The sequence below is a fragment of the Leclercia adecarboxylata genome (genome assembly GCF_006171285.1).
GTDB lineage: Bacteria > Pseudomonadota > Gammaproteobacteria > Enterobacterales > Enterobacteriaceae > Enterobacter > Enterobacter barmai.
Map to the genome: position 1 here is coordinate 2,639,407 of NZ_CP040889.1, position 24,397 is coordinate 2,663,803.

Sequence of the window (24,397 nt, forward strand, 5' to 3'; positions counted from 1 at the left end):
TGTTTCCCACGAGAACCATTAATGAAGAAAAATAAGGAACGTGGATGACTAACCCATCGCTGCCTGAGATCTGGCCCGCCCCCGGAAATTTATCCGAAGGGCGGGCTTTTGTGCTTAAAGAAGACGTTATTTTTACCCCGCTGGGGCAGGAGGGGAGCCTCTGCTGGCTCAACGCCCGACTGCCCCGTTCCGGCGGAGCCTTTATCATCGCCACCGCCGTGAGTGATGAAGAAGAGGCCAGCGCAACGCGCCTGCTGCGCAACGAGTTTGCCCTGCGGGAGTACCTGAGCGACGACTGGGCCGTGCGTCCGGTCGCCAGCACCCAGTACCACGGGCGCTTTGCACTGGTTTATGCCCCTTTTTCCTTTGTGCTGCTGACGCGCATCGTGGGCGCGCCGATGGCCTGCATCCAGAGCTTTCTGGAGCTGGCGATCCGCATCAGCCTGCCCCTGCGCCTGATGCATCTGCGCAACCTGGTGCATGGAGATATCAAACCGGGAAATATCTTTATTCACGAGGACAATACCTGTCGGCTGGGGGGCTTTGGCCTGTCGTCCGGCACCTCGGAAGAGCTGCAGTAGTCGAGGCTGGCGGTGGTGGGCGGCACGCCTGCCTACATGTCGCCGGAACACACCACCCGCACCCATCGCGCGGTGGACAGCCGCAGCGATCTCTACAGCCTCGGGGTGGTGCTTTACGAGCTGCTTACCGGCAGCCTGCCGTTTGAGCTGGGCGGCCAGGATCAGGGCAAGTGGGCGCACTATCACATCGCCTCGGAACCGCGATCGCCAGGAGAGGTCAGCCCCGGCGTGCCCGCCATGCTGTCGGCCATCGTGCTGAAAATGCTGGCGAAAAAACCGGAGAACCGTTACCAGACCATCGATGGCCTGATTGCCGACCTGCGCCGCTGCCAGGCCACCCTGAGCGACGAGGGGGATATTGCCGCCTTCACGCCGGGTTTGCAGGATCGCTCGCCGGCGTTTCATCTCACCGATACCCTCTACACCGCCCATCCTCAGGCGGCGGATCTGATCCACGCCTTTGACCGGGTGAGCCGGGATGGGATTGCCGGATTTGTGGCCATCAGCGGCCCGTCGGGGATCGGTAAGTCGTCGCTGATCGCCTCGGCGCTGAAGGCCTTACAGCACCGCAGCGCGCTGCTGGCGGTGGGCAAGGTGGATCAGTTTTCCCCTACGCTGCCCTATGCCGCCCTGACCTCGGCGTTTCGCACCCTGGCGCTGCACCTGCTGGGGCTCCCGGCGGTGGAGGTGGCGCACTGGAAGATCCGCCTCTCAAGGGAGCTGGAGGGCTACGAAGAGCTGGCCGTCAGCCTGGTGCCGGAGCTGCGGCTGCTGCTGGACAACAAGCCGCGCTTCTCCAGCGATACCTTCTCCATCGACGCCCGGGCGCGCTTCAGCCACATGGTGCTGGCGCTGGTCAAAACCTTCGCCAGCGCGGGCGCTCCGCTGGTGCTGCTGCTGGACGATATCCACTGGATCGACCCCGCCAGCCTGCAAATTCTCGAATACCTGCTGACCCACGGCACTAATATGCCGCTGCTGATGGTGGTGGCGCACCGGGACGCCTGCTCGCTGCCGGATAACACCCTGCATCAGCAGCTGGCGAACCTGCACCTGGCGTCGCGCAACACCACCGAGCTGCGCCCGGAGCCGCTGTCGGTGAAGGCGGTCTCCCGCTGGCTGGCGAACATCTTCCATACCCGCTCCGCCAGCACCGCCGATCTGGCCGGGCTGATCCACGAGAAAACCGGCGGCAACCCGCTGTTCGTGCATGAGTTCTTCCGCCGCATCGTCGATGACGGGCTGGTGACGCACAATAAATATCAGGACAAGTGGCACTACGATCTGCACGCCATCCGCACCCGGCACTACACCGAAAACGTGGTCACCCTGGTGCTGCAGCAGCTGGAGGAGATGCCTGAAGAGGCCCGCCGCCTGCTGGGCAGCATCGCCTGTCTGGGCGGCAGCGGCGAGCTGGAGATGGTCTGCCGGGTGGTGTCGATGTCGGTGGCGGAGATCCGCTATGCCCTGCACCCGGCGGTGACGGCGCAGCTGATCACCCTCAGCGCCGACGGCTATGCCTTTACCCACGACCGGGTTCAGGAGGCGGCATTTGCCCTGCTGGATAACGCCGAGCGCAGCCGCCTGCACCTGACCACCGCCAGCCTGCTGGCGGAGTCGGCCCGTCAGGCGGCGGGCAACGAGATCCTGTTCCGCGCCGTCCACCACGTCACCGCGGCGCTGGACTGCATCCAGCCTGCGCCCCAGCGCCAGATGTTCCGCGAGCTGAGCCTGCTGGCCGCCCGACGCGCCCGGCGCTCGGGGGATTATCTGTCCGCCCTGAGCTACATCCAGACCGCCCGGGCGCTGGGCAACGCCGGTGCCGCGCCCGAGAGCGCCAGCGATTTTATCCTCGACAGCGAAGAGGCCGGGTGCGAGTTCGCGCTGGGTAATCTTGAGACCACCCGCAGGCTGTGCGACCGCATTCTCGGCTCCCCCGGCGGGCTGGCGGAGAAGGCGCTGGCGGCCAACCTGCTGGCGGAAGTCTATATGCGCCAGTCCGACAACCGGCTGGCGCTGGAGGCGGCCCTGTGCTGGCTGGCGGTGTTTGGCATTCACGTCAGCCGCTTCCCGGAGACCGCCGAGTGCGACGAGGCCTGGCAGAGCCTGTGCAACCGCGTTGGCGATAATCCGCAGAGCCATTTCAACCGGCTGCCGCTGATGAAGGATGGCGATACCGAGGCGGTGATGAACCTGCTCAACAGCGCCAGCCTGTTCGCCAGCTTTACCAGCTCGCGCCTGCATTTCGTGCTGCTGTGCCGGATGATGCACCTGACCCTCGATCACGGCATTACCGGTGCCTCCACCACTGCGATGGCGTGGTTCGGGGTGCTGATTGGCCACCGCTACGCCGAATACCGGCTCGGCTTCCAGTATGGCACCCTGGCCCGGGAGCTGGTGAACCGCCACGGCTACGACGCCTTTGAGGCCAAAACCCTGCTGCCGCTGGATCAGCTCAGCGTCTGGACCCAGCCGCTGGGCTACACCATCGAGTGCGCTAAAGCCTGCTTCACCTCCGCTGTGACCCACGGGGACATGACCGTGGCCTGCTTTGCCGCCTGTCATCAGGTGATCAACTTCCTGACCCGGGGCGATCACCTCGACGCGGTACTGATGAGCATCGAGCGCGGGCTGGCCTTCGTGCGCAAAACCCATTTCCAGGACGTGGAGGCGATCCTGCTGATGCAGCGCCACTACGTGGAGCACCTGCGCACCCCGGTGAGCGGCCCCTGGAGCGCCAGCGAGGTGCTGCCGCAATCCCTGCTGCCCGGCGCTACAGGGCAGGCCACGGAGCAGACCTCCACCATGCTGTTCTGGTTCTGGCTCTATCGCGGAATGGCCCACTTCGCCTGCGGCGAATTCCCGCAGGCGGCGGAGAACCTGGCCCAGGCCGGGCGGTTTGCCTGGTCCGCGCCGGGCCATATTCATCTGCTGGACTACCACCTCTACAGCGCGCTAACCCTCTCGCAGCAGCTGACCCCGGAGACCTTTACCGCCGATCTGCGTCGCCAGATCCACCTCCATTACGACAAAATCGCCCTCTGGGCGCGGATCAACCCCGGCACCTTCGCCGATAAAGAGGCGCTGATCTACGCCGAGATTGTGCGCCTCGACGGCATGAACAGCATCGCCCTCGAACAGTACGAAAAGGCGGTGCGCCTGTCCCGCGAAGGGGGCTTCAACCCGTTCAACGCTCTGGCTCATGAGCTGGCGGGCCGCTTCGCCCACGCCTGCGGCTACACCACCGCCGCCGATGCCCACTTCCGCGGGGCGATAACCGCCTGGGTGCGGGCGGGGGCGCAGTCGAAGGTGCGCCAGCTGGAGCGGGATTTCCCCTGGCTGATTGCGCCCGGGCAGGCCAACGCCTGGGACACCGTGGCCTTTGCCCGCAACGAGGAGATCCGCGATCTGCAGAGCGTGATCAAGGCGTCGCGCGCTCTGTCGGAGGAGATCAACCTCGAACGGCTGATCGAAACCCTGATGACTATCCTGCTGGAGCGTGCCGGGGCGCAGCGCGGCTTTTTGATCCGGGTGAACGACAACAACATTCCGGAGATCGAGGCCAGCGCCAGCACCACCACCGACGGGGTGCGGGTGCAGATCCGCAAAGACGTGCCGATGGCGACCGAGATGCCGCTGACGGTGCTGGCGGCGGTGATCCGCACCGGGCAGGAGATCCACACCGGCAAACCGGAGGAGTTCCACCCCTTCAGCCAGGATCCGTATCTGGTCACCTCCGGCGCGGCGGTGATGTGCGTCCCGATGTTTAAGCAGGCGCGGCTGGTGGGGGGGCTGTATCTGGAAAACCGCCTGATGCCGGAGGTCTTTACCGTCGAGCACTCCCGGGTGGTGAGCCTGCTGGGGGCCCATGCCGCCATCTCGCTGGAGACCGCCCGGCTCTATGCCGAGCTGCTGGAGGAGAACCAGCAGCGCCGCCGGGTGGAGAAAGAGCTGCGGGCAAGCCAGACCTCGCTGATGCTGGGGGAGCAAATCAGCCACACCGGCAGCTGGCGCTGGGAGCTGCAGCAGGATCTGATGTTTATGTCGGAGGAGTACGCCCGCATTCTGGGCCTGCCGGAGAAGCAGAAGATGATCTCGATGGCGGAGTTCCTGACGTTTGTGCATCAGGATGACTATCCGCGCATCAGCACCCTGGTGACCGAGAGCGTGCGCGACGGCCTGACCATGCGCGCCGAGTTCCGCATCATCCGCGCCGACGGCGCCGTGCGCACTATCCTGGGGATTGGCGATCCGGTGGGGGTGGGCAGCGAAGTGAACGAGTATTACGGCATCATCACCGACATCACCACCCAGCGCACGGCGGAAGACGCCATGCGAGTGGCCCAGGCGGAGCTGGCCCGCGTCTCGCGCGCCACTACCGTCGGGCAGTTAACCTCGTCCATCGCCCACGAGATCAACCAGCCGCTGATGTCGATTGTTGCCAACGCCGGAGCGAGCCTGCGCTGGCTGAACCGCGAACCGGCCCGGCTGGATAAGGCGCGAATTGGGCTGGAGGAGATTGTCTCCGAGGGCGAGCGGGCGGGGGAGATCATCCGTAGCCTGCAGTCGCTCACCCGCAAGCAGGATCCGGCCTTTACCCGCATCGATCTGCACCATCTGGTGCGGCACATCATCACCCTGTCGCGCAGCGAGCTGGATCGCCGGAGTATCAGCGTCAGCTTTGCCCTGGCGGCAGAAAACAGTTTTATCGTGGCTGACAGCGTGCAGATCCAGCAGGTGCTGCTGAACCTGGTGATGAACGCGGTGGAGGCGATGGCGGAGATCAAGGATCGTCCCGGCACGCTGCTGCTGTCGACGTCGAATCCGGAAAAGGGCGGGATCAAATTTGAGATTGCCGACAGCGGGACCGGCATCGCGCCGGGGCAGGGCGAGCGCATTTTTGACTCGTTCTACTCCACCAAAGCCCAGGGGATGGGGGTGGGGCTGACCATCAGCTACAGCATTATCGAGCGCCACCGCGGCAAGCTGACGGCCAGCAACCGCCAGCCGCACGGCTGCGTCTTCGCCTTTACCCTGCCGCTGGCAGAGGGCGAGACGTCACTCTGAGGGCTGGCTTCTGGTCAGGCGCTCTGCGGCCCTGACCAGATCCGCCAGCGAGCGGGCCTGCATCTTCTCCATCACCCGACGGCGGTGGACTTTGACGGTAATTTCACTTACCCCCAGCTCGGCGGCGATCTGCTTGTTCAGCATCCCGCTGATCGCCAGCTGCAACACCTCCTGCTCGCGCGGCGTCAGCGAAAGATGGCGCTGCTTCAGGGAGTACTGCTCCCGCAGTTGCATGGCGTTCTCTTCCGCCAGCTTCAGCGCGTCGCCAATGGAGTTCAGCAGGTCATTCGACGCCACCGGTTTGGTGAGAAACTCGTACGCGCCGCCCTTCATCGCCTTCACCGTCATCGGGATGGTGCCGTGACCGGTAAGATAGATAATCGGGATTTCGCGTCCGCTGGCCTTCAGGGAGTCCGCCACCTCAAACCCGCTGATGGTCGGCATCTGCATATCGAGGATCACGCAGGAGGGCACGTCTTCAAAGGTGTGTTGTAAAAAGGATTCTGCCGAGGAAAAGTCGAGGGCGTTCAGCCCGGCAGACTCCAGCAGCCCAACCACGGACCGCCTGACAGCGTGATCATCATCAACGACGTAGACAATATGTTCCATTAATAGCCCCAATGATTCAGCCTGACAGAGATGAGAGGATTTCGCTCAGCGTGAAAACTACCTCCCTCATGTTCAAGCGGTTATGGCGGCAGTTTTATGAACGCAGTCACTTTAACACATTAATTATCATTATCATTATCATTTAACTATATGATAACTGTATGAATGCGGTAGATGAGTTTTCAAAACCGCTTTTCACATTGGGTAAGCGTAGGTTAAAAATGGTTGAATTGTAGTCAATAAGATGAGGGGTATGGTCGATCTGCCACCCGGCTTTTTATTACGCACCGTGCCCGGATTGGGTAACGCCCGGCGGCGCGTTGCTTGCCGGGCCTGGGGCTTTTGTAGGCCGGGTAAGGCGTAGCCGCCACCCGGCGATGCTCCCTTATTGGCACGGTGGATCACTCCCCCACCAGCTCAATCCGGTTCCCGTCCGGGTCCGCAATTACCGCTTCATAATAACCATCACCCGTCATTCGTGGGGCGCTCAGGAGCGTGTTACTCACCCGCGCCTGCTCCGCCATCCGATCCACATCCGCCTTGCTGCCGACGTTCAGGGCGATATGCGCCCAGCCGACAAACTCCGGGTGCGACGGGCTGTCCGGCAGATCCGGCACCGTCATCAGCTCGATGGTCGGCCCGTCGGAAAGCGTTATAAAGTGCGACTCAAACCCCGGCCGATTTTTGCTGAGGTAGCGTTCGTTACTCTGGCCGCCAAAAACGGTCTGCCAGAAGTGAACTTGGGCGTCCAGATTACGGGTCCAGAGTGCGACGTGTGCAATATTCATCTTATCCCTCGCTGCGGGCAGGTTGAGAGGCGGTGACGGTCACGGACAGCGCTGCGACGACCAGCATCAGCACCATAATGACCATAAACGCCTGGGTTAACGAGGTGGCGTGGGCCACGTAACCGATAATCGCGGGCCCGGCGAGTACGCCGAGATAGCCAAGCGTGGTGATGGCCGGGACGGCAACCGCCTGCGGCATGCGGGTCTGGCGGCCAACGGCGGAGAACATCACCGGCACGATATTGGCGCAACCGGCGCCCACCAGCACATAGCCCAGCAATGACAGCTCCCACTGCGGGACAAACGTCACCAGCGCAAAGCCTGCGGCGGCAACGATCGCGCCACCCACCACGGCGCGCAGGGGGCCGGTGCGGGCGATCAGTTTGTCGCCGGTTAAGCGGAACAGGGTCATCGCTATCGAGAAGCAGGTGAAGCCGAGGCCGCCCAGCGATTCAGGCACGCCGCGCACCTCGGTGAGGAATACCGCGCTCCAGTCCAGCACCGTGCCTTCGGCGAGAAACACCGCAAAGCAGATCAGGCCAATCAGCAGCACCACGCCGCGCGGCACCGCGAAGGCCGGGCCGGATGCGGGATTGGCCCAGGGCAGCAGCCCTTTCAGGCTGAAGGCCAGCAGGATCACCACGCTGAGAAGGATAACCAGGCAGGCGACAAAGGCGCTGGCCCCGAGGGTCAGCAGCAGGGTCATCGCCCCGGCACCGGCAATCCCACCGACGCTGTACATGCCGTGGAAACCGGACATCACCGGCTTTGGCGAGTCGCGCTCGACGATAATCGCCTGAATGTTCATGGCGCAGTCCGTCACCCCGACTCCGACGCCAAACAGCAGCAGGGCAGCGGCGAGCAGGCGCGGATCGGGAATGATCGCAAGCAGTGGGGTGGTGAGCACGACGATCGCCATCGCGGTGATAATCACCCGGCGGCAGCCGTAGCGGCTGGTGAGCATCCCGGTGAGCGGCATCGCAATCAGCGCCCCCATCCCAAGACAGAGCAGCAGCGAGCCGAGCGTGGCCTCGTTAACGCCGGTATTCGCTTTGGCGTAAGGCACTAGCACCGCCCAGGTGGCGGTAACGTAACCGGCAATAAAAAAGACGATCCGGGTGGCAAGCCGCTGGACGGCTCCGGTGGTCTGAGAGGTCATTTCACATCCTTATAAGGTTTCAGTAACGGGGAGGCCGCGCTCTTTTGCTGCACCTTTTCCCCGGCACGAGCGCGTGTGTTCACAGGTTCAAACAGGAAGCCGTCGTGCGGTTTCGTGGCGGGTACCTGCTGGTGGTAATCATCATAGCGCTTCATCGTGACGCTCCCATGAGGGTGACAGGAATTGACAGAGCCCGTCGTCATGCAACATTATGCACGTTGTTGCTCGATTCAAATCCAGAGAAGATAATTTATGCTCGATTATGCAGCTTTCCCGGAACAACGACAAGATCTGATCCGCCAGATCCTGCAGGAAAATGGCCGGGTGGTATGCGCCGAACTGGCGACCCGGATGCAGGTGTCGGAACACACCATTCGCCGGGATTTACATGAGCTTAGTAAAGAAGGGATCTGTAAGAAGGTCTACGGTGGGGCGGTGCTGCAGTTGGCGGATGCCGGAAATTTCATCAGCCGCGAGCAGAAAAACCACGCAAAAAAAATCACGATCGCGCAGAAAGCGGCAACGCTAATCAAAGCCGATAGCTGCATTTTTATTGATACCGGCACAACCAACCTCGCCCTGGCGAAGGCGCTGCCGTCAGATCTGGCCGTTACCGTGGTGACCAACTCTCCGGCCATCGCCGCCGAGCTGCTGCGTCATCCGCTGTGCGAGGTGATCATCACCGGCGGGCAGATCCAGCGTTCGTCTGGCGGTGCGGTGGGGACCACGGCGGCCAGCCAGATCCAGGGGATTATCTTCGATCAGGCGTTTATCGGTGGCTGTGCGATGGATCCCGGCATGGGGCTGACCGGGTTCGACTTTGCCGACTGCGAGTTCAAGAAAGCGGTGATTAGCCAGAGCAGCCAGACCATCGTGGCGCTCACCACCGACAAAATCCCCGGCGTGGCGCGCTTTGTGGTCGCGAAAAGCAGCGAAATCGACGTGCTGGTGGTGGAAGCCGATATGGATGGTGAAGTGATCGAAGCGTTCGCGGCGCAGGATGTGCGGGTGATCAGCGCCTAACGCACCTCAAATACCACCGCCTTCCAGTTAACGCGGGTTACCGGCGGAAACTCGGGGTAGGGCTCGACGCGGGTGCAGGCACCCGCCCAGATAAACGTCTCATCATCAATCCGGTACCAGTGCGGATTGCCCTGCACCGCATCGCCCAGCACCGCCGCCTGGATGCGCACCAGGCTCCCCTCGGGCAGTTCACCGGCCACCGGGGAGTAAACGGACGGGCTCTCCTTACGGGTATAGACCGCCATCAGGGTCTTCACGCTGGCGGAAACCGGAAGTTCAATGAATGGGCTCATGGCACGCCTCATAACAATACGCTCTTAGTGATTAACGATATAAGTCGCTCTGTAACTCGCGCTCACGATAAAGCGTGAAACTGACAGGCTGTGTCATACGAATGGCTGAATGCGGTAGGTTTTCATCCCTGCTTGACCCACGACAAGGCAGCACGCTGCCGCCTCTTCCTATAATCACACCCGTTTGTCTTTTTAACTGGTGCTAACCATGGCGTATCAACTCAACCTGAACTGGCCGGAATTTTTAGAAAAATACTGGCAAAAGAAACCCGTTGTCTTAAAGAACGCACTGCCGAATTTTATCGATCCAATCAGCCCGGATGAGCTGGCAGGGCTGGCGATGGAGCCGGAAGTGGACAGTCGCCTGGTCAGCCATAAAGAGGGCAAATGGCAGGCCAGCAATGGTCCGTTCGAGCACTTCGAGGGCTTAGGCGAAACCGGCTGGTCGCTGCTGGCGCAGGCGGTAAACCACTGGCACGCGCCTGCCGCCGAGCTGGTGCGTCCGTTCCGCGTGCTGCCGGACTGGCGTCTGGACGATCTGATGATCTCCTTCTCGGTGCCGGGCGGCGGCGTGGGCCCGCATATCGATCAGTACGATGTGTTTATCATCCAGGGGATGGGCAACCGTCGCTGGCGCGTGGGTGACAAGCTGCCGATGCGTCAGTTCTGTCCGCATCCGGCGCTGCTGCATGTCGATCCCTTTGAGCCGATCATCGATGAAGATCTGGCCCCGGGGGATATCCTCTACATTCCGCCTGGATTCCCGCACGACGGCTTTACCCATGAGACGGCGCTCACCTACTCCGTCGGCTTCCGTGGGCCAAACGGCCGGGATCTGATCAGCAGCTTTGCCGACTACGCGCTGGAAAACGATCTGGGCGGCGAGCACTACAGCGATCCGGATCTCACCTGCCGCGAGCATCCGGGCCGGGTGGAGGCTTACGAGCTGGAGCGTCTGCGCAAGATGATGATCGACATGATCAGCAAGCCGGAAGACTTTAAGCAGTGGTTTGGCAGCTTCATCTCCACGCCGCGTCACGAGCTGGATATCGCCCCGGCGGAACCAGAGTACTCACCAGAAGAAGTGCTCGACGCGCTGACGGGCGGCGAAACCCTGACCCGCCTGAGCGGACTGCGGGTGCTGAACGTCGGCGGCAGCGTCTTTATCAACAGCGAACTGCTGGAGACGGTGGATGCCAACGCGGCAGATGCGCTGTGCCGCTACACCGAGCTGGGCCAGGCGGAGCTGGGCGCTGCCCTGCAAAACCCGGCATTTGTGGAAGAGCTGACCGGACTGATTAACCAGGGGTACTGGTTCTTCGACGAGTGATTTTGTACCTAAAACATACGGCTTTTGCTAACTGCAAAGGCCGTTTTTTTTGCCCGTTAGCAACTGACACTTTCTGTCATCCTGTGCGGTTATTCTCATCCCTCGCAAAATCTAAGGAATTTCATTGTAGTTTTTGGTGCAGATGCCGTTAACCCTTATCAGGGCACCAGATTTAAAACAAATTACGCAATAAAAAATGAAAACAGCATTCGGATGGTAAAGAATAATGGGAAAATTCAGAACAGATAAAGATCTGGAACTGCTCCGCTACTCGGATAATGAGATGCTGGAAGTATTAGTGAATTATCTTACTAAGGATAAAGACGGCTCGACGCGTTACACCGAATCATTAACGGGAGATAAGGCTTTTCAGGAAGCAGGCAAAGATTATAAACAGGTCTGGCAGCTTATTGCGGCTGAGTTGCAGCATTTTGGCGGGGATACTTTTGTTAATCTCTTCCGCGGGAATGGCGTTGTTTATAAAGAAATCCTTATCGATGTGTGCAAAAAATTATCTGTTAAAACCGATTTCTCTGGGCGTTGTTGCTCAAATCAGGGAACTATCCCGCAGTTTGGTGATCTGATCTCTTAGGTTCACCACCGGGAGCGCCAGATGGGCAAGTCCAAGCACAAGATCAGCAACTGGAAACAGTACAACCAAGCCTTGGTGCAACGTGGTTCGTTGACCGTCTGGATGGATGAGCAAGCCATCCAGCAGTGGCATTGCCAGACCCATCATGGCCGCCGAGGGCGAGGCTTCCATTACAGCGACTCCGCCATTGAAACCGCGCTGATGCTCAAGGCGGTATTCAAGCTACCGCTGCGTGCCTTGGAAGGCTTCATCAACTCGCTGTTCCAGCTGATGAATGTGCCCTTACAGTCGCCGGACTACAGCTGTATCAGCAAGCGCGCCAAGACGGTCGAAATCAAGTACCGCCTACCGAGCCATGGCCCAGTAGCTCACGGTCATCGATGCCACCGGACTCAAGGTCTATGGCGAGGGCGAATGGAAAATTCGCAAGCACGGCAAGGAGAAACGCCGCGTCTGGCGCAAGCTTCACCTGGCCGTAGATGCGGCGACCCATGCCATCGTCGCAGCCGAAGTCAGCCTGGAAACGGTGGGCGATAACGAGGTGCTGCCCACGCTGCTCAACCCCTTGCGCCGCAAGATAGAACAAGTCAGCGCCGATGGTGCCTATGACACCAAAGCCTGTTATGCCCTACTACAAAAGAAGGGCGCCAAGGCCACCATACCGCCGAGAAAAAATGCGGCATTCTGGAAGACAGGCCATCCACGCAACGAGGCGGTTGCCGCGCTCAAGGCAGGAGAGCTGGAGCAATGGAAAAAGGACTCTGGCTATCATCAGCGCTCGATAGCTGAGACCGCCATGTATCGCTTCAAGCAGCTCATCGGTCCGAAACTGAGTCTGCGGAGCTACAACGCCCAGGTGGGTGAGATCCTGGCTGGGGTAAAAGTCATGAACAAGGTCATAGGGCTTGGTATGCCCATTCGGCAGGCCGTCAACTAAGCCCGCCCGGCGGGTTGGGGAGCGAGTATCCGACTTTGGATTTGATCAACAAGGCCATTTCTCTGTAGACGTCGTGGATATTGAGCAGGCATTGCTGGCTAAATTGTTCACAGATTCCTGGGAAAAAATGAATGAGGATGAGCGCAGGAATATCCGTAATCAATTCAAAATAGATGGCAACCTTGCCAGTAGCGCTGCGCTCACTGCGATCATTACGTCTATTCGTATGGGCGGTTTTATGTCTTATCAGGTGGCGATGATTGTGGCCAATGCCGTAGCTAAAGCGATCCTCGGCAAAGGGTTAACGTTCGCCGCGAACGCTGGCCTTGCGCGAATGATTGGCATCTTTACCGGCCCGGTAGGCATGGCAATCACAGCCTTACTCACTATCCCTGCAATCAGTGGTCCTGCGTTTCGTGTGACGTTGCCCGCAGTCGTACAAATTGCTGCAATGCGTCAGCAAATGCTCAGTAAAAAGGAGGATTTCTTTTGAAAGAGACCTTACTGACCATTGACTGGGTCAACGTATATAAGGAAGTGAAAAGTGCTCTGGAAACAGGGCATGCCGTCATTCGGGATGGTGTCGCATATTGGCATTCCCTGTCCGGAAAAAGCGGTATCGCTCAGCACCTTCCTCTAAAAGAGGTGGTGCTTGATACCGCTTCTATCGGAGAAATCAAGCAGTTGATGCAAATGGCGCAAAGCATGCAGCTGGCGGCGGTGGGCTTATCAACAGGCGTCATTGTGGGCGCGATGGTTATGCAGACCATGTATCTGGCGCAAAAAATTGATAAGTTGCAGCAAAGCATGGACCTTATCTCAGAAGATGTTCATGCCCAGAACGTCATTTTCTATATGGGAAAATTGTCGCGCTATTATGGCGTTGTTGAGTCTGCACGGGTGATGTTACTGGATAGAAGAGTGGCAGAAGAAACCCATGACGTTGCGGCAACGCTTATCGCTCAGATGGGGAATGAGAGGAATGAGGTTCTCTCTTTTATTGATAACTTACTCTCCTATGCTGGTAAGCTCAGCGACAGACATTTAGATCAGGTTCTGGATTTTATTAACATCATGCTCGATCTAATGCCAAAGGCTATCTATATCGAAAGCCAGCTTTGTGACCGGTACGGGAAATTCAGGCTGGCTGAACATCTGATGCGTGAAAATTCGCGACGTTATGCCGCCACGCTGGAACATTACCGTCAATGGTGTAATGGCAAAGTGAAGGATAGTATCAGCGGGCGCGCCGACCCGCAGGCGCTGGCATTTACCCGTAAACAGGAGGATCTACGCCTGTTATTCAAATCGGAAGATAACGCTCTGTTGTTGCAGGAACTGGTTTCTTTCGCACCGCTCACCCTGAAAGCCTGATCCCAATAATGCCTGGAAACAGTCCGGGCATTGATCAAATTTTTATTCTGCCGGTATGTTCTGACACGATATGTCAGTCCTCTCTTCTACTTTTTACTCCATAGACCAATATTGGTAGTTCTGCTGAATACATTATAAAAATTAACTGTAGTTTTTTTAGAGGCTGCCGTTAACCCTATGACGCCCGTAACTTAATTTAAATTTGTTATAGCCCATGATGAGGTAATAAATGTCCCTGGGACGTATCCGGCCGCAATTTACGCAGGGGCTAGATAAACCACCTGCCAACGAAGAAAAAAAAGCGTTTACTTCCGCCGTTACCCCGCGATTTACGCTGGAAGGTGATGTGGCACTGACGGCACAGGTCATTGCCCAGCTTGATGAAGCCAGGGCTAAAATCGACTATTTCCATAAAATCTATGTTGAATGGGGATTTGCGGCCGTCGACCCGGTTGGCAATGGCATTGTGCTTAACTTCTTTGGTCCACCGGGTACCGGGAAGACCCTGACGGCTGAAGCGCTGGCGGGGAGTCTTCAACGTAATATCATGACTGTCAGTATCGCCGATCTCGAAAGCAAATTTATGGGGGAGACCTCCAAAAATATTGCTGCGCTTTTCCGTCAGGCTACTGATGAAAATGCAGTGCTATTCTTCGATGAAGCTGACACCTTGTTGGGAAAACGTCTCTCCTCTGTCACCCAGGGGATCGATAACGAAGTGAATGCGATGCGATCGACTTTGCTAATCGAACTGGAAAAACATACCGGTATCGTCATCTTCGCCACAAACTTTGTCAAAAACTACGACAGCGCCTTCCTGAGTCGCATCACTCATCATATTGGTTTCACGTTACCTGCTGACGACGAACGTTTTCGCATTTGGGCGAAACTGTTCGTCTCTGCTATCCCGCTTGCTGAAGCGCGGGAAACCATGCTGGAACAGGCCGCGTCGCTCTCGGAAGGCTTGTCTGGCCGTGATATCCGTAATGCTATGCGTCTGGCATTGCCTAAGGCCGTACTGGAATCAGAACAACAACTTACGCTGAAGCATATCGAAAGCGCGTTAACGCAAATTCGTGATGCCTACGGCGCGATTTCAGACGCGTCCTCATCCATTCCTCCCCACATTAACACAGCAAAAAAAATGCTCGGTTTGAGCTAAGGATTTAGTCATGGGTTTCTGGAGTAGTATTGGTTCTTTCGCTTCTTCTGTCGTGTCTTCATTTAGCAGTGCTGTTTCTTCAGTAGTCAGTAAAGCCAAAGAAGTCGCCGGTAGAGCGATCAATTTTATGGCAGAGAAAGCGGAAGGCTTCATCGGAAAAGTCAGCCAGATGTGGCAGCGCATTAAGCCTCATATCGCCACCGGGCGAAAGATCCTCCAGGTGTTAGGCGGATTTATCGGCCATCCATGGGTGAAAGCAGCGCTGGTCGGGCTGGATCGTGCCCTGGCGTGGCTGGAAAAACTCGATAAACAACCGCTGGTGAAAAAGCTGCAAAAAGCGCTTGAGTGGGTCATTAACTGGTGCAAAGACGCTCGTCAGAAGCAGATGGAGGAGGAAGAACTGGCAGAGGCGCGTCGTCACGCGCAGGCGATGGCAGAAGCCGAACGCGAACTAAACGGAGAAGAGAAAGAGGCGGTATCGGCATTCTCCATCGTGAATAACTACCTGATTGCCAAAGCGGAAGTAAACATCGCCGTAAAACGCGACACCCTGCAGGATTTCGAATATTTCCTGCGTTTGCGTGCGGTGCAAAAGCTGCTGGCCTTCTATGAAACCCGTATGCAGGCCGTTAATACCATCAGCGATATTGATGCCGATATGCATTTTATGGTTTACGCGGCAAACGCGCTGATCCAGCAGGATGCGGAGTTCAGCGACGCAGACACGATGCGCCTGGATGAACTGACTCAGCGCCAGTTTGGCAAGCCGATTATCCCGTTTGTATTTGAAGAGATGATCATTGCCTGGGAGAAAAGTCGTCAGCTGTTGGAAGAGGAGTGGGAGAAGAAAAACAGCGCCCTTGCAAAAGATCAACTGCTGCATAAGCGTCTGGTTCGCGCACAGAAATATGAGGAGCTGGAACCTGCGGAAGTGAGCGCCCTGAACGATCTGAAAATCACGCTGCCGCGTGACACGGTAGATCTGGAGCAATTAGGTGACGATCTGCAGGCGCGTCGCAGCTATGTGAACGCGGCGGAAGGATTCCTGCAGATGCTGGAAAAAGATGAACAGCAGCTGATTGCTGAAGGGAAAGAATACCTGCTCGATCAGGGCGCTACCGTCGGCGCATTACTGATCGACTGCTCACAGAACGATCGTGCCTGGTCCTCACTTTCGCTAAGTGAACAAAGCCTGATCACCGATTTTGCCAATATCTTTGGCGCTGATTGCCAGAAACGTACCGAAACGGGTCTGCTGGTTGAGGTGATGGCATGAATCTGTTAATTGAGATTGGTCACTTTTTAATTCCTGGCTTCGATGCGCTGCAGTTGGGCTTTTTTGCCGTTATGCTGCTGGCCGTACTGTATACCTGGCTGAATGTCAGACGTTATGCTCAGGAGTCATACTGGCAGCAGGCCTGGGAGCGAAGTGGGTTACAGGCGGCGCAGCCGGGGATGAGCGCTGAAATGGGTTCGGCCGCTGAGCTGAGCCAGTCGCTGGCGACCAAAGCCGAGAAAATGGCCGCTATCATGCCAGGTATGCTGTTGATCCTCGGCCTGCTGGGGACGTTCCTCGGGCTGGGGCTGGCGCTCGATAAAGCCTCAAGCATTTTGCATAACTCCGGGAACAGTATCGGGGCGATGGATTCCTCAATGCGCGATCTGATGGAGATGATGCAAGGACTCGGGACGAAATTTAAAACCTCCACCTGGGGGATCATCGCCTTTATCGTGCTCAAAATCTGGGAGTCGAAAAATGGCTATGAAGAGCGCCGTCTGAACTGGTGTATGACCAAACTTCAACAGACGCTGACTGAAGAACATGCATTGCAGACCGCGGAAAATGTCTCCCGTCAGCAGCTGCGAGAAGCCGGACGTAACGCGGCAACTGAGCGTCTGGTTGAGGCGATGGCACTGCAAACGACCGCTCTGCGCGAAGAGTTCCGCCAGCAGGCGGCACGCAGTGAAGAGCAGGAAGCACAGCGCCATCAGTACCATCTCGCAGCATTGAACGAGATTGCGGAGATCAACAACCAGTCGCGTAATCTGCTCGAAACCTACACCCGTAACAGTGAAGAGAACCTGGCGGCACTGCAACAAGCGGCCGCAACCATGAGCGCGGCTTCGCAGCAGGTTTCCGGTTCGGCGGTGAGTCTTGAAAAGGTGGTCTCGACGCTGGGCAGCGATCTTGGTGATGTGATGACCGAGATTAAGCGTGAGCTGTCGCAGGTGGTGAATGACATGAATGCCGACTTCACCCGCAACGTGCAGCAAATGAGTGACAAGCTGGCGGATTCTACCAGCCAGCTCAGTACTACCATGAATCAGATTGAAATTTCTCTGAACAACGCCATCACCAGTATGGATGAGTCATTCAGCGGCAACATGGTCCAGATGGCCGACAAGCTGGAGTCAGCGACATCGCAGATCAGCGAATCGGTCAACAACATGTCGTCACAGATCCACTCCACCATGACTACGGTGAAAGAGACGACCGAAAAAGCGGCCGATATTCAGCGTAAGGTGATGTATGGATTCACCGAAACCAGTGATACGTTGAATGAGAAGGTCACCTCGATGACCACCTACATCGAGCGCGTCACGAAGGAGATCACCGGTGGCCTGGCGGCGGTGTCAGAAGGTAACCGCAAGATGGAGTACTACATCAAACGCTTCAGCGAGGCCTTTGATCTACTGGGGACGCTGCCTGCAACCATTGAGCACATCACCACAAACGTTACTGAGCTGTGCGCGCGCATCGATAAGCAGATTTCAGCACAGCAGTCGGCCGACGAACGCAGCACGATCGTCCGCTCTCTCATGGATATCAACCGCAATATGAGCACGCTGGCCACTGATGCTCAGTATTACAGAGGGCTCCTTGAGTCCGAACGCGCTGAGGCCTGATATATTTTATGAAAGAAAAACCGAATGAGTGGATATCCATTTCCGATCTGATGGCAGGCGTTATGGCTGTGGTGATGCTGATGCTGGTGTTATCGGTGCTGCAAAACAAAGTGGCTGAAGTGAAACGCGAGCAGGAAAAAAATAGCGGCCAGGCGGCTGCTCAGCAAAAGCTGAACGCCATGATGCACAGTATGCAAAAGGAGATGGAAGATAAGGGCGATGCGGCGCTGGTGGGGTTTGATATCGGCACCGGTAAAATCACCCTGCGTGATAAAATTTTTGCCCGCGGCAGCGCCTGCATTACCGATCAGGCCAGAGATGCTCTGGCAAGACTGGCACCACGGATTCAGGAGTTCGTTAGCGGTTCAACCAATACGCAGGTCTTTGTGGAAGGCCATACTGATAATCTCGGTGTGAATAACCCGGTAGTGGATTACGCCCGTTTTTGCACGGTGTATGACGACAACTACACGCTGTCAGCTGCCCGGGCACGTGAAGCACGTAAGCTCCTGATAGCTAACCTCAATGACCAACAGTCGCATCGGGTCATTGTGGCCGGTTTTGGCGATTCCCAGCCTCTGAAAGGGATCTCGCCGGAAGATGAGCGCAACCGTCGGGTTGAAGTGCAGTTCCTGACGCATGCGTCTGCGCGTCAGGAGCAGGATACCAGTCTGTAAACCATCGCCAGCCTTATGGATTGCGAGGGACCGTAAAGACGGCGCGGGACACAAACCCCGCGCCGCCTGACTTACGCTGCGAGGATGTGACAGGCTTTCCAGTAATCAAGAAGGCGCTCGTCATCTTTCTCTCGCTCCGCTTTCGTTTTCATGGCCCGTGCCAGATTCTCTCTCGACACCTCCTGGCCTTTTTGTACGACATCTAAAACCGCTTCACCAAGAGCCAGGGATATTTCGGTGCGATTCGCTTCTACCATATATGCCTCCGTGTTGAGTGCGTGACTTTAATTATGAGGCATAATCGCCACCCTATAATATTCTCAGTTTATTCTTATATATTTCGCCAGACCCTTAAACGCTTCGGGAAATAATGTTTCGAAATGCTAATGAAGCGGTAGAAACGTTATTTATGGACTACAGTTAGTTTCGTGCAACAACCCGTGGAAACCTAATGAGGAGAATTAATTATGGTAAACAAGAGTGAAATCAAGGACCATGCTCAGGTAATGGCTAGCTGCGGTACCCACGTCGGCACGGTTGACCATCTCGACGGTGAACGTATTAAGCTGGCAAAAAATGATTCTGAATCCGGCGGCAAACACCATTATATTCCGCTGGAGTGGGTCGATAAAATTGACGGCAATAATGTGGTGCTGACTAAAAACCATAAAGAGGTCTTTGCCGGCTGGCAAGAAGCCTGATAATCGAAGCCGCAACGTAAACATATTTAAGCTCCGACAATATGTTGGAGCTTTATATTTATTAAATTAGCCTGCATTGCCGCCGCGTTAAAGGAGTGATACTGTTTTATTTTTAATATGCTTCTCCAGGCGCAGGTATGTCCAACACAATGCTCCCTCAAACGACCCCCACAACGAAAAAGACCTTTTCCGTTGCTGACTTTAAGGTCTTCGGCGAGCGCTACGGCATCGACTACCGTTTTCCGCTGCTGACGGATACCTGTGCCAGCACCAGCCCGGTTCTGCACGGCGATGTCGAAGAGATGACCCTGCCGTCCGGCATCTCCTTAACCCACTCCGATGTGCGCGTTCTGCAACCCTATGAAACCACCTCCCGCCACAGCAGCCCGCTGTATGTGCTGGTGGTGCTGGAAGGCTGCGTGACCCTGACCCTCAGCGGCGAAGTTTATGCGGTTCGTCCGGGCATGGCCTTCAGCGCCAGGCTGAGCGAACAGCAGGCGATGTCGGCCCGTCATGATGCGGATATCGCCCTGAAAACCCTCTCTTTTGGTGTCTACCCCGACGATGCCCGCCGGGAAACGCTCCTCGCCTCTCTGCTTAAGCAGTGGGAGAGGCTCAACGCGCCGACCTTTGTCTGGCAGGTGCCGGACTTTGTGCTGGCCGGGATCCAGCACGCCCGCCAGCGGGAGCGGAGCAGCCTGTCGCGCCAGCTGCTGCTGGAAGGGGTGATGTATCAGCTGCTGGGCCACGGCCTGCATCTGCGCGAGCAGGAGGGTGCGGCGCGGGTAAGCGCGTCCGGCGGGGAGCATGCCCGGCTGGAGCAGATCCGCCACCTGCTGGAGAGTGCTCCGGAGCAGGAGTACAGCCTCGCCCAGCTGGCGGCCCGGGCGGCGATGAGCCCCAGCAGCCTGCGCAGCAAGTTCCGCCAGGCCTACGGCTGTACGGTGTTCGACTACCTGCGCGACTGCCGCCTTGGGCTGGCGCGCCGCTATCTGCTGGAGGGCCACAGCGTGCAGCAGGCGGCCTGGATGTCCGGCTATCAGCACGCCACCAACTTTGCCACCGCGTTTCGCCGTCGCTACGGTATCTGCCCCGGCGCGGTCCGCAAAGGCTGCTAATCCGCTTTTCTCTAATCGCCAACGCCATTCGTGCGGTTTGGCATTGCGCATACGTTCTCTGGCAGCGCGCATAGCTATCTTCTAAATGAAAAAGGTAATAATTCTCATTAATAATTAGAAATAGCTCTGGAGATTTTCATGTTCGCTAAATCGCGGCTGGCACTGCTGGTGGGATGGGTAACCGGGAGCGTCGCGCTTCCCCTGATGGCGCAGGATACGCCGAAAACGGAAACAGTTGTGGTGACCTCGCAGATGCAGAGCGGCGCGACCAAGCTGGAGACGCCGGATATCGAGACCCCGCAGGCGGTGTCGATTGTGACCCGCGAGCAGTTTGAAGAGCAGGGCGCCACCAGCGTTCGCCAGGCGGTGAGCTACACGCCTGGCGTCTACAGCAACCAGATTGGTGCCTCGAACCGCTTTGACTACATCGTGCTGCGCGGCTTCTCCGACGGCAGCCTGGACAACGTCTATCTCGACGGCCTGAAGATGATGGGCGACACCAACTCCCACAGCTCGCTGGTGGTTGATCCCTGGTTCCTGGAAAATATCGAAGTGGTGCGCGGCCCGGCCTCGGTGCTGTATGGCCGCTCGTCGCCGGGCGGGATCGTGGCGCTCACCTCGCGCAAACCCTCGTTCGATCCGGGCGGTGAGATCAAGCTCTTCGCCGGGAATAACGATCAGCGCGGGGCGATGTTTGACGTCACCGGCGCGCTGGACGACAACGACCGCGTGGCGGCCCGTCTGAGCGGCATGACCCGCTACGCCGACTCTCAGTTCGATCCGCTGAAAGAGGAGCGTTACGCTCTGATGCCAAGCCTGACCTGGCGCATCACCGATAACACCCGTCTGGATCTGATGGCCTATCTGCACCGCGATCCCGAGGGCGGCAGCCACTCCGGCCTGCCATACGACGGCACCGTGGTGCCGCACAACGGGAAGATGATCTCCAACACCTTCTTTGAGGGCGAGGACGACTACGACAAGTACGATCGTCGCGAGGAGATGGTCGGCTACAACATCGAGCACATGTTTGACAGCGGCTGGTCGGTGCGCCAGAAGCTGCGCTATCTGCACACCAAAGTGGAGCTGAACCAGGTCTATGCCGCAGGCTGGCTGAACGATACCGAACTTAACCGCGGTTACTCCGGCTCTGACGAGAAGATGGATGCCATCACCATCGACAACCAGGTCGACGGCAGCTTTGACACCTGGGCGGTGAACCACCGCGTGCTGATTGGCCTCGATTACCAGGATCGCAGCAACAATACTACCGGCTACTACGGCGGCTTCCCGCCGATCGACGCCTTCCACCCGGTGTATGGCGCGAAGCCGGACTACATCACCATGTACAGCCAGGAGAAGCACAAGCTGCGTCAGACCGGCTACTACCTGCAGGATCAGCTCTCGCTGGATAACTGGCGTCTGACCCTGGGCGGTCGCTACGATCAGGTGAGCGTGTCGAATATCGACAAGCTGAACGATACCCGCAGCGATCTGGACAAGAACAACTTCAGCAGCCGTGCGGCGCTGCTCTACCTGTTTGATAACGGGATCGCGCCGTACATCAGCTACTCCACCGCCTTCACCCCGACCAGCTTTGCCGATGCCAACGGCGATCTGCTGGATCCGATGAAAGGCAAGCAGTGGGAAGCGGGCGTGAAGTTTGAGCCGGAGGGGATGAACAGCCAGTTCAGCGCCTCGGTGTTCCGCATCAACCAGAAAAACATCGCCACCAAAGAGGAGCCGACCGATCCGTACCGCTCTATCGGTGAGATCGAATCCGAAGGGGTGGAGCTGGAAGCGGTAGGGCAGCTAACCGACAGCCTGCGCCTGCAGGCGGCGTACACCTATACCGACATCCGCTACAAGAAGAGCAGCCCGGAGGAAGAGGGCAAGCGTGCGGTCTATGCCCCGCGCAATATGGCCAGCGGCTGGCTGAGCTATGACGTCAAAACCGGGCCGCTCGATGGCCTGACGGTGGGCTCCGGCGTGCGTTACGTTAATGGCGTGACCAGCGATCGCATGAACACCCATACGCTGCCGTCCTACACGCTGGTGGATCTGGCGGTGGGCTATGACCTGTCGAAGGTGGGGCTGACCGGGGTGAGCGCGCAGTTGAACGTCAACAACCTGACGGACGAAAGCTACGTCGCGGCCTGTAACTCGCTCTCCTACTGCTACTTTGGTGCCGAGCGCAGCATTGTCGGCAGCGTGTCGTGGAAGTTCTGATGTAAAACTGCCCGGTGGCGCTGCGCTTACCGGGCCTACGGTTTTTTCCCTCTCCCCTTTGAGGAGAGGGTCAGGGTGAGGGGAACAGGCCGCACTAACCTGCCATCGCGATATTCACCGCTTCCCCCATCTGTTCCACCGCCGCGCGGTGCTTCTCGTTGGGCGGCAAGGCACAGTTAATCCGCAAACAGTTCCGGTATTTGCCGGAAGCCGAAAAGAGCGATCCGGCGGCGATCTGAATGTTAAACCGGGTTAACTCCCGCGAAACGCAAACCATGTCCACATGTTCAGGCAGCTCCACCCACAGCATGTAACCCCCCATCGGGCGCGTCACGCAAATCCCACAGGGGAAAAACTGCCGCACCCAGCAGGTGTAGGTATCAATATTCTGCTGGTAGATCTGGCGCATCCGCCGCACGTGGCGATGGTAATACCCTTCCCGGATAAAGGCGGCCAGCGCCAGCTGGCTGACGGGTACGTTGGTGCCGCTGGCGGCATACTTCATGTGCATGATCCGGTCGTGATAGCGGCCCGGGGCGATCCATCCCACGCGCAGACCGGGGGCGACGGTTTTGGTAAAGGAGTTGCACAGCAGCACCCGGCCATCGATGTCCAGCGAGTGGATGCTGCAGGGACGCGGATATTCAAACGCCAGCTCGCCGTAAATATCGTCTTCAAAGATCACGATATCGTGGCGCTGGGCCAGCGCCAGCAGCTGACGCTTGCGGGCTTCGGGCATGATAAACCCGAGCGGGTTGTTGCAGTTGGGCACCACAATCACCCCTTTGATCGGCCACTGCTCCAGGGCCAGCTCCAGCGCTTCCACGCTGATCCCGGTCACCGGATCGGTGGGGATCTCGATCGCCTTGATCCCCAGACCACGCAGCATCTGCATGGTGCCGTAGAACGAGGGGGATTCCAGCGCCACGATGTCGCCGGGCTTACAGATCGTCAGCAATGCCAGGGAGAGGGCGCTGTGACAGCCGCTGGTGATGATGAGATCGTCGGCGGTGACCACCGATCCGGCGTCCAGCATCAGGCGGGCGATCTGCTCGCGCAGCTCACGTCGCCCGGCGAGCTCGTCGTAGCTTAAGATCTCTTTGACGCTGTGCTGCGCCAAACGGCTCAGCTCTTTCCACAGGGGCTTGAGGCTCGGCTGGGTCAGGTCCGGCTGGCCGCCGCCAAAGGCGGTGATGTCGTTTTTGGTACGCCCCTCCATCAGGGTCAGCACTTCATCCCACTGGGTCACCTCCACCGGACGCTGCACCGGGCGCGACATCGCCGGCACCGGCGGCTGGGCCTTACGCGGAGCAACAAAATAGCCCGAGCGCGGCTGGGGGGTGATCAGCTGTAAGTTTTCGAGGATCTGATAGGCCTGCTGTATGGTGCTGATGCTGACGCCGTGCTCCTGGCTTAGCGCACGCACCGAGGGTAAACGCTCTCCGCTGCGATACAGCCCCTGCTCAATGCGTTCCGCCAGAAGATTGGCCAGATGTTGGTAGCGCGTCATGCTGTATCCCTTATTGTCACCATACAGAAAATAAAACCAGTACAGATGGCGATAAAAATCGCCATGCAGTTCTTGTTTTAGACGATCTGTATGTTAAAAAAAAGTAATTTTTGAATCTGTATTGCAAGGTGCGTAATCCGTGATGATAACCCCTCAGACAACCTGAGGAGAACATCATGGAATTCAATGAAAATCGTGCCAGACGTCCTTTTGCCATTTTTATCCTGACGGGAAGAATTTTTGCCCGCTGGTATCGCATCAACCGCACGCGCAGGATTTTGAGCAAGTTAAGCGATGAGCATCTGAAGGATATCGGACTGTCGCGACATGATTTGTAACT

20 protein-coding genes and 2 pseudogenes are annotated in these 24,397 nt (G+C 57.8%); 15 read left to right on the forward strand and 7 right to left on the reverse strand.

What is annotated here, in order from left to right; all coding sequences use genetic code 11:
- Positions 1–44 precede the first annotated feature (44 nt).
- A pseudogene (locus FHN83_RS14415) lies at positions 45–5,648 on the forward strand (trifunctional serine/threonine-protein kinase/ATP-binding protein/sensor histidine kinase).
- Here FHN83_RS14415 and FHN83_RS14420 read toward each other — a convergent pair.
- The 4 genes from FHN83_RS14420 to FHN83_RS28235 form a co-directional block, all read right to left on the reverse strand.
- Positions 5,640–6,257 carry a response regulator transcription factor gene (locus FHN83_RS14420; protein WP_139564156.1) on the reverse strand — a complete coding sequence of 206 codons (618 nt, stop codon included), beginning with the start codon at positions 6,255–6,257 and terminating at the stop codon, positions 5,640–5,642. The pseudogene FHN83_RS14415 and the gene FHN83_RS14420 overlap by 9 nt on opposite strands.
- A 401-nt stretch (positions 6,258–6,658) precedes the next feature.
- The gene (locus FHN83_RS14430) at positions 6,659–7,045 is read right to left on the reverse strand and encodes a VOC family protein (RefSeq protein ID WP_139564158.1); all 387 of its coding nucleotides are present in this window, start codon (positions 7,043–7,045) and stop codon (positions 6,659–6,661) included.
- Position 7,046: 1 nt separating this feature from the next.
- A complete protein-coding gene (locus tag FHN83_RS14435; RefSeq protein ID WP_139564159.1) occupies positions 7,047–8,204 on the reverse strand; it encodes an MFS transporter in 1,158 nt (385 codons plus the stop codon).
- Positions 8,201–8,359, reverse strand: a complete 159-nt coding sequence (locus FHN83_RS28235; protein ID WP_176556496.1) for a hypothetical protein — start codon at positions 8,357–8,359, stop codon at positions 8,201–8,203. The genes FHN83_RS14435 and FHN83_RS28235 overlap by 4 nt, the downstream gene beginning before the upstream one ends.
- A 97-nt stretch (positions 8,360–8,456) precedes the next feature.
- Between FHN83_RS28235 and FHN83_RS14440 the strand changes: the two genes are divergently transcribed.
- Positions 8,457–9,227 (forward strand): DeoR/GlpR family DNA-binding transcription regulator, encoded by a 771-nt coding sequence (locus FHN83_RS14440; protein WP_139564161.1) that lies wholly within the window; start codon positions 8,457–8,459, stop codon positions 9,225–9,227.
- On the opposite strand, the gene FHN83_RS14445 is transcribed toward FHN83_RS14440, so the two are convergent.
- Entirely contained in the window at positions 9,224–9,520 is a 297-nt protein-coding gene (locus tag FHN83_RS14445; RefSeq protein ID WP_138370167.1) for an SH3 domain-containing protein, read from the reverse strand. The two genes, FHN83_RS14440 and FHN83_RS14445, sit on opposite strands and share 4 nt — an antisense overlap.
- A 208-nt stretch (positions 9,521–9,728) precedes the next feature.
- Between FHN83_RS14445 and FHN83_RS14450 the strand changes: the two genes are divergently transcribed.
- The 9 genes and pseudogenes from FHN83_RS14450 to FHN83_RS14490 all read left to right on the forward strand — a co-directional run bounded on the left by FHN83_RS14450 (position 9,729) and on the right by FHN83_RS14490 (position 18,499).
- Positions 9,729–10,850, forward strand: coding sequence for a cupin domain-containing protein (locus FHN83_RS14450; RefSeq protein ID WP_139564163.1), 1,122 nt, complete (start codon positions 9,729–9,731; stop codon positions 10,848–10,850).
- 226 nt (positions 10,851–11,076) lie between these two features.
- Positions 11,077–11,442 carry a DUF3944 domain-containing protein gene (locus FHN83_RS14455; RefSeq protein WP_255296383.1) on the forward strand — a complete coding sequence of 122 codons (366 nt, stop codon included), beginning with the start codon at positions 11,077–11,079 and terminating at the stop codon, positions 11,440–11,442.
- Positions 11,443–11,463: 21 nt separating this feature from the next.
- Positions 11,464–12,379 (forward strand): annotated as a pseudogene (locus FHN83_RS14460) (IS5-like element ISEc35 family transposase).
- Positions 12,380–12,452: 73 nt separating this feature from the next.
- Positions 12,453–12,872, forward strand: coding sequence for a ubiquinol-cytochrome C chaperone family protein (locus FHN83_RS14465; RefSeq protein ID WP_255296384.1), 420 nt, complete (start codon positions 12,453–12,455; stop codon positions 12,870–12,872).
- Positions 12,869–13,753 carry a hypothetical protein gene (locus FHN83_RS14470; RefSeq protein ID WP_139564164.1) on the forward strand — a complete coding sequence of 295 codons (885 nt, stop codon included), beginning with the start codon at positions 12,869–12,871 and terminating at the stop codon, positions 13,751–13,753. Before FHN83_RS14465 ends, FHN83_RS14470 begins: the two co-directional genes overlap by 4 nt.
- A gap of 229 nt (positions 13,754–13,982) precedes the next feature.
- On the forward strand, positions 13,983–14,915 hold the full coding sequence (locus FHN83_RS14475; protein ID WP_139564166.1) for an ATP-binding protein: 933 nt from the start codon (positions 13,983–13,985) through the stop codon (positions 14,913–14,915).
- Positions 14,916–15,042: 127 nt separating this feature from the next.
- Positions 15,043–16,191 carry a hypothetical protein gene (locus FHN83_RS14480; protein ID WP_255296385.1) on the forward strand — a complete coding sequence of 383 codons (1,149 nt, stop codon included), beginning with the start codon at positions 15,043–15,045 and terminating at the stop codon, positions 16,189–16,191.
- Complete coding sequence (locus FHN83_RS14485; RefSeq protein ID WP_139564168.1) at positions 16,188–17,822, forward strand: hypothetical protein; 1,635 nt, start codon at positions 16,188–16,190, stop codon at positions 17,820–17,822. The genes FHN83_RS14480 and FHN83_RS14485 overlap by 4 nt, the downstream gene beginning before the upstream one ends.
- Before the next feature lie 8 nt (positions 17,823–17,830).
- Positions 17,831–18,499, forward strand: coding sequence for an OmpA/MotB family protein (locus FHN83_RS14490; RefSeq protein ID WP_139564170.1), 669 nt, complete (start codon positions 17,831–17,833; stop codon positions 18,497–18,499).
- Between the two features lie 71 nt (positions 18,500–18,570).
- Here the strand turns inward: FHN83_RS14490 and FHN83_RS14495 are convergent, their stop codons facing one another.
- Positions 18,571–18,756, reverse strand: coding sequence for a DUF2767 family protein (locus FHN83_RS14495; protein WP_039030548.1), 186 nt, complete (start codon positions 18,754–18,756; stop codon positions 18,571–18,573).
- A 210-nt stretch (positions 18,757–18,966) separates the two neighbouring features.
- Here FHN83_RS14495 and FHN83_RS14500 point away from each other — a divergent pair, with 210 nt between their 5' ends.
- The 3 genes from FHN83_RS14500 (at position 18,967) to foxA (ending at position 22,547) form a co-directional block, all read left to right on the forward strand.
- Positions 18,967–19,200, forward strand: coding sequence for a DUF2171 domain-containing protein (locus FHN83_RS14500; protein WP_039030547.1), 234 nt, complete (start codon positions 18,967–18,969; stop codon positions 19,198–19,200).
- A gap of 137 nt (positions 19,201–19,337) precedes the next feature.
- The gene (locus FHN83_RS14505; RefSeq protein WP_255296386.1) at positions 19,338–20,318 is read left to right on the forward strand and encodes a helix-turn-helix domain-containing protein; all 981 of its coding nucleotides are present in this window, start codon (positions 19,338–19,340) and stop codon (positions 20,316–20,318) included.
- Between the two features lie 120 nt (positions 20,319–20,438).
- The gene (gene foxA, locus FHN83_RS14510) at positions 20,439–22,547 is read left to right on the forward strand and encodes a ferrioxamine B receptor FoxA (RefSeq protein WP_139564172.1); all 2,109 of its coding nucleotides are present in this window, start codon (positions 20,439–20,441) and stop codon (positions 22,545–22,547) included.
- A 94-nt stretch (positions 22,548–22,641) separates the two neighbouring features.
- Here foxA and FHN83_RS14515 read toward each other — a convergent pair whose 3' ends face one another.
- On the reverse strand, positions 22,642–24,057 hold the full coding sequence (locus tag FHN83_RS14515) for a PLP-dependent aminotransferase family protein (RefSeq protein WP_139564173.1): 1,416 nt from the start codon (positions 24,055–24,057) through the stop codon (positions 22,642–22,644).
- 176 nt (positions 24,058–24,233) lie between these two features.
- Between FHN83_RS14515 and FHN83_RS14520 the strand changes: the two genes are divergently transcribed.
- Positions 24,234–24,395, forward strand: coding sequence for a DUF1127 domain-containing protein (locus tag FHN83_RS14520; RefSeq protein ID WP_139564175.1), 162 nt, complete (start codon positions 24,234–24,236; stop codon positions 24,393–24,395).
- The last annotated feature ends 2 nt before the right edge of the window (positions 24,396–24,397 follow it).

Bases quoted from the DNA above. Each gene is read 5' to 3' on its own strand.
- FHN83_RS14420 (WP_139564156.1), bottom strand. From the start codon at position 6,257: ATGGAACATATTGTCTACGTCGTTGATGATGATCACGCTGTCAGGCGG.
- FHN83_RS14430 (WP_139564158.1), bottom strand. From the start codon at position 7,045: ATGAATATTGCACACGTCGCACTCTGGACCCGTAATCTGGACGCCCAA.
- FHN83_RS14435 (WP_139564159.1), bottom strand. From the start codon at position 8,204: ATGACCTCTCAGACCACCGGAGCCGTCCAGCGGCTTGCCACCCGGATC.
- FHN83_RS28235 (WP_176556496.1), bottom strand. From the start codon at position 8,359: ATGAAGCGCTATGATGATTACCACCAGCAGGTACCCGCCACGAAACCG.
- FHN83_RS14440 (WP_139564161.1), top strand. From the start codon at position 8,457: ATGCTCGATTATGCAGCTTTCCCGGAACAACGACAAGATCTGATCCGC.
- FHN83_RS14445 (WP_138370167.1), bottom strand. From the start codon at position 9,520: ATGAGCCCATTCATTGAACTTCCGGTTTCCGCCAGCGTGAAGACCCTG.
- FHN83_RS14450 (WP_139564163.1), top strand. From the start codon at position 9,729: ATGGCGTATCAACTCAACCTGAACTGGCCGGAATTTTTAGAAAAATAC.
- FHN83_RS14455 (WP_255296383.1), top strand. From the start codon at position 11,077: ATGGGAAAATTCAGAACAGATAAAGATCTGGAACTGCTCCGCTACTCG.
- FHN83_RS14475 (WP_139564166.1), top strand. From the start codon at position 13,983: ATGTCCCTGGGACGTATCCGGCCGCAATTTACGCAGGGGCTAGATAAA.
- FHN83_RS14480 (WP_255296385.1), top strand. From the start codon at position 15,043: ATGGCAGAGAAAGCGGAAGGCTTCATCGGAAAAGTCAGCCAGATGTGG.
- FHN83_RS14485 (WP_139564168.1), top strand. From the start codon at position 16,188: ATGAATCTGTTAATTGAGATTGGTCACTTTTTAATTCCTGGCTTCGAT.
- FHN83_RS14490 (WP_139564170.1), top strand. From the start codon at position 17,831: ATGAAAGAAAAACCGAATGAGTGGATATCCATTTCCGATCTGATGGCA.
- FHN83_RS14495 (WP_039030548.1), bottom strand. From the start codon at position 18,756: ATGGTAGAAGCGAATCGCACCGAAATATCCCTGGCTCTTGGTGAAGCG.
- FHN83_RS14500 (WP_039030547.1), top strand. From the start codon at position 18,967: ATGGTAAACAAGAGTGAAATCAAGGACCATGCTCAGGTAATGGCTAGC.
- FHN83_RS14505 (WP_255296386.1), top strand. From the start codon at position 19,338: ATGTCCAACACAATGCTCCCTCAAACGACCCCCACAACGAAAAAGACC.
- FHN83_RS14515 (WP_139564173.1), bottom strand. From the start codon at position 24,057: ATGACGCGCTACCAACATCTGGCCAATCTTCTGGCGGAACGCATTGAG.
- FHN83_RS14520 (WP_139564175.1), top strand. From the start codon at position 24,234: ATGGAATTCAATGAAAATCGTGCCAGACGTCCTTTTGCCATTTTTATC.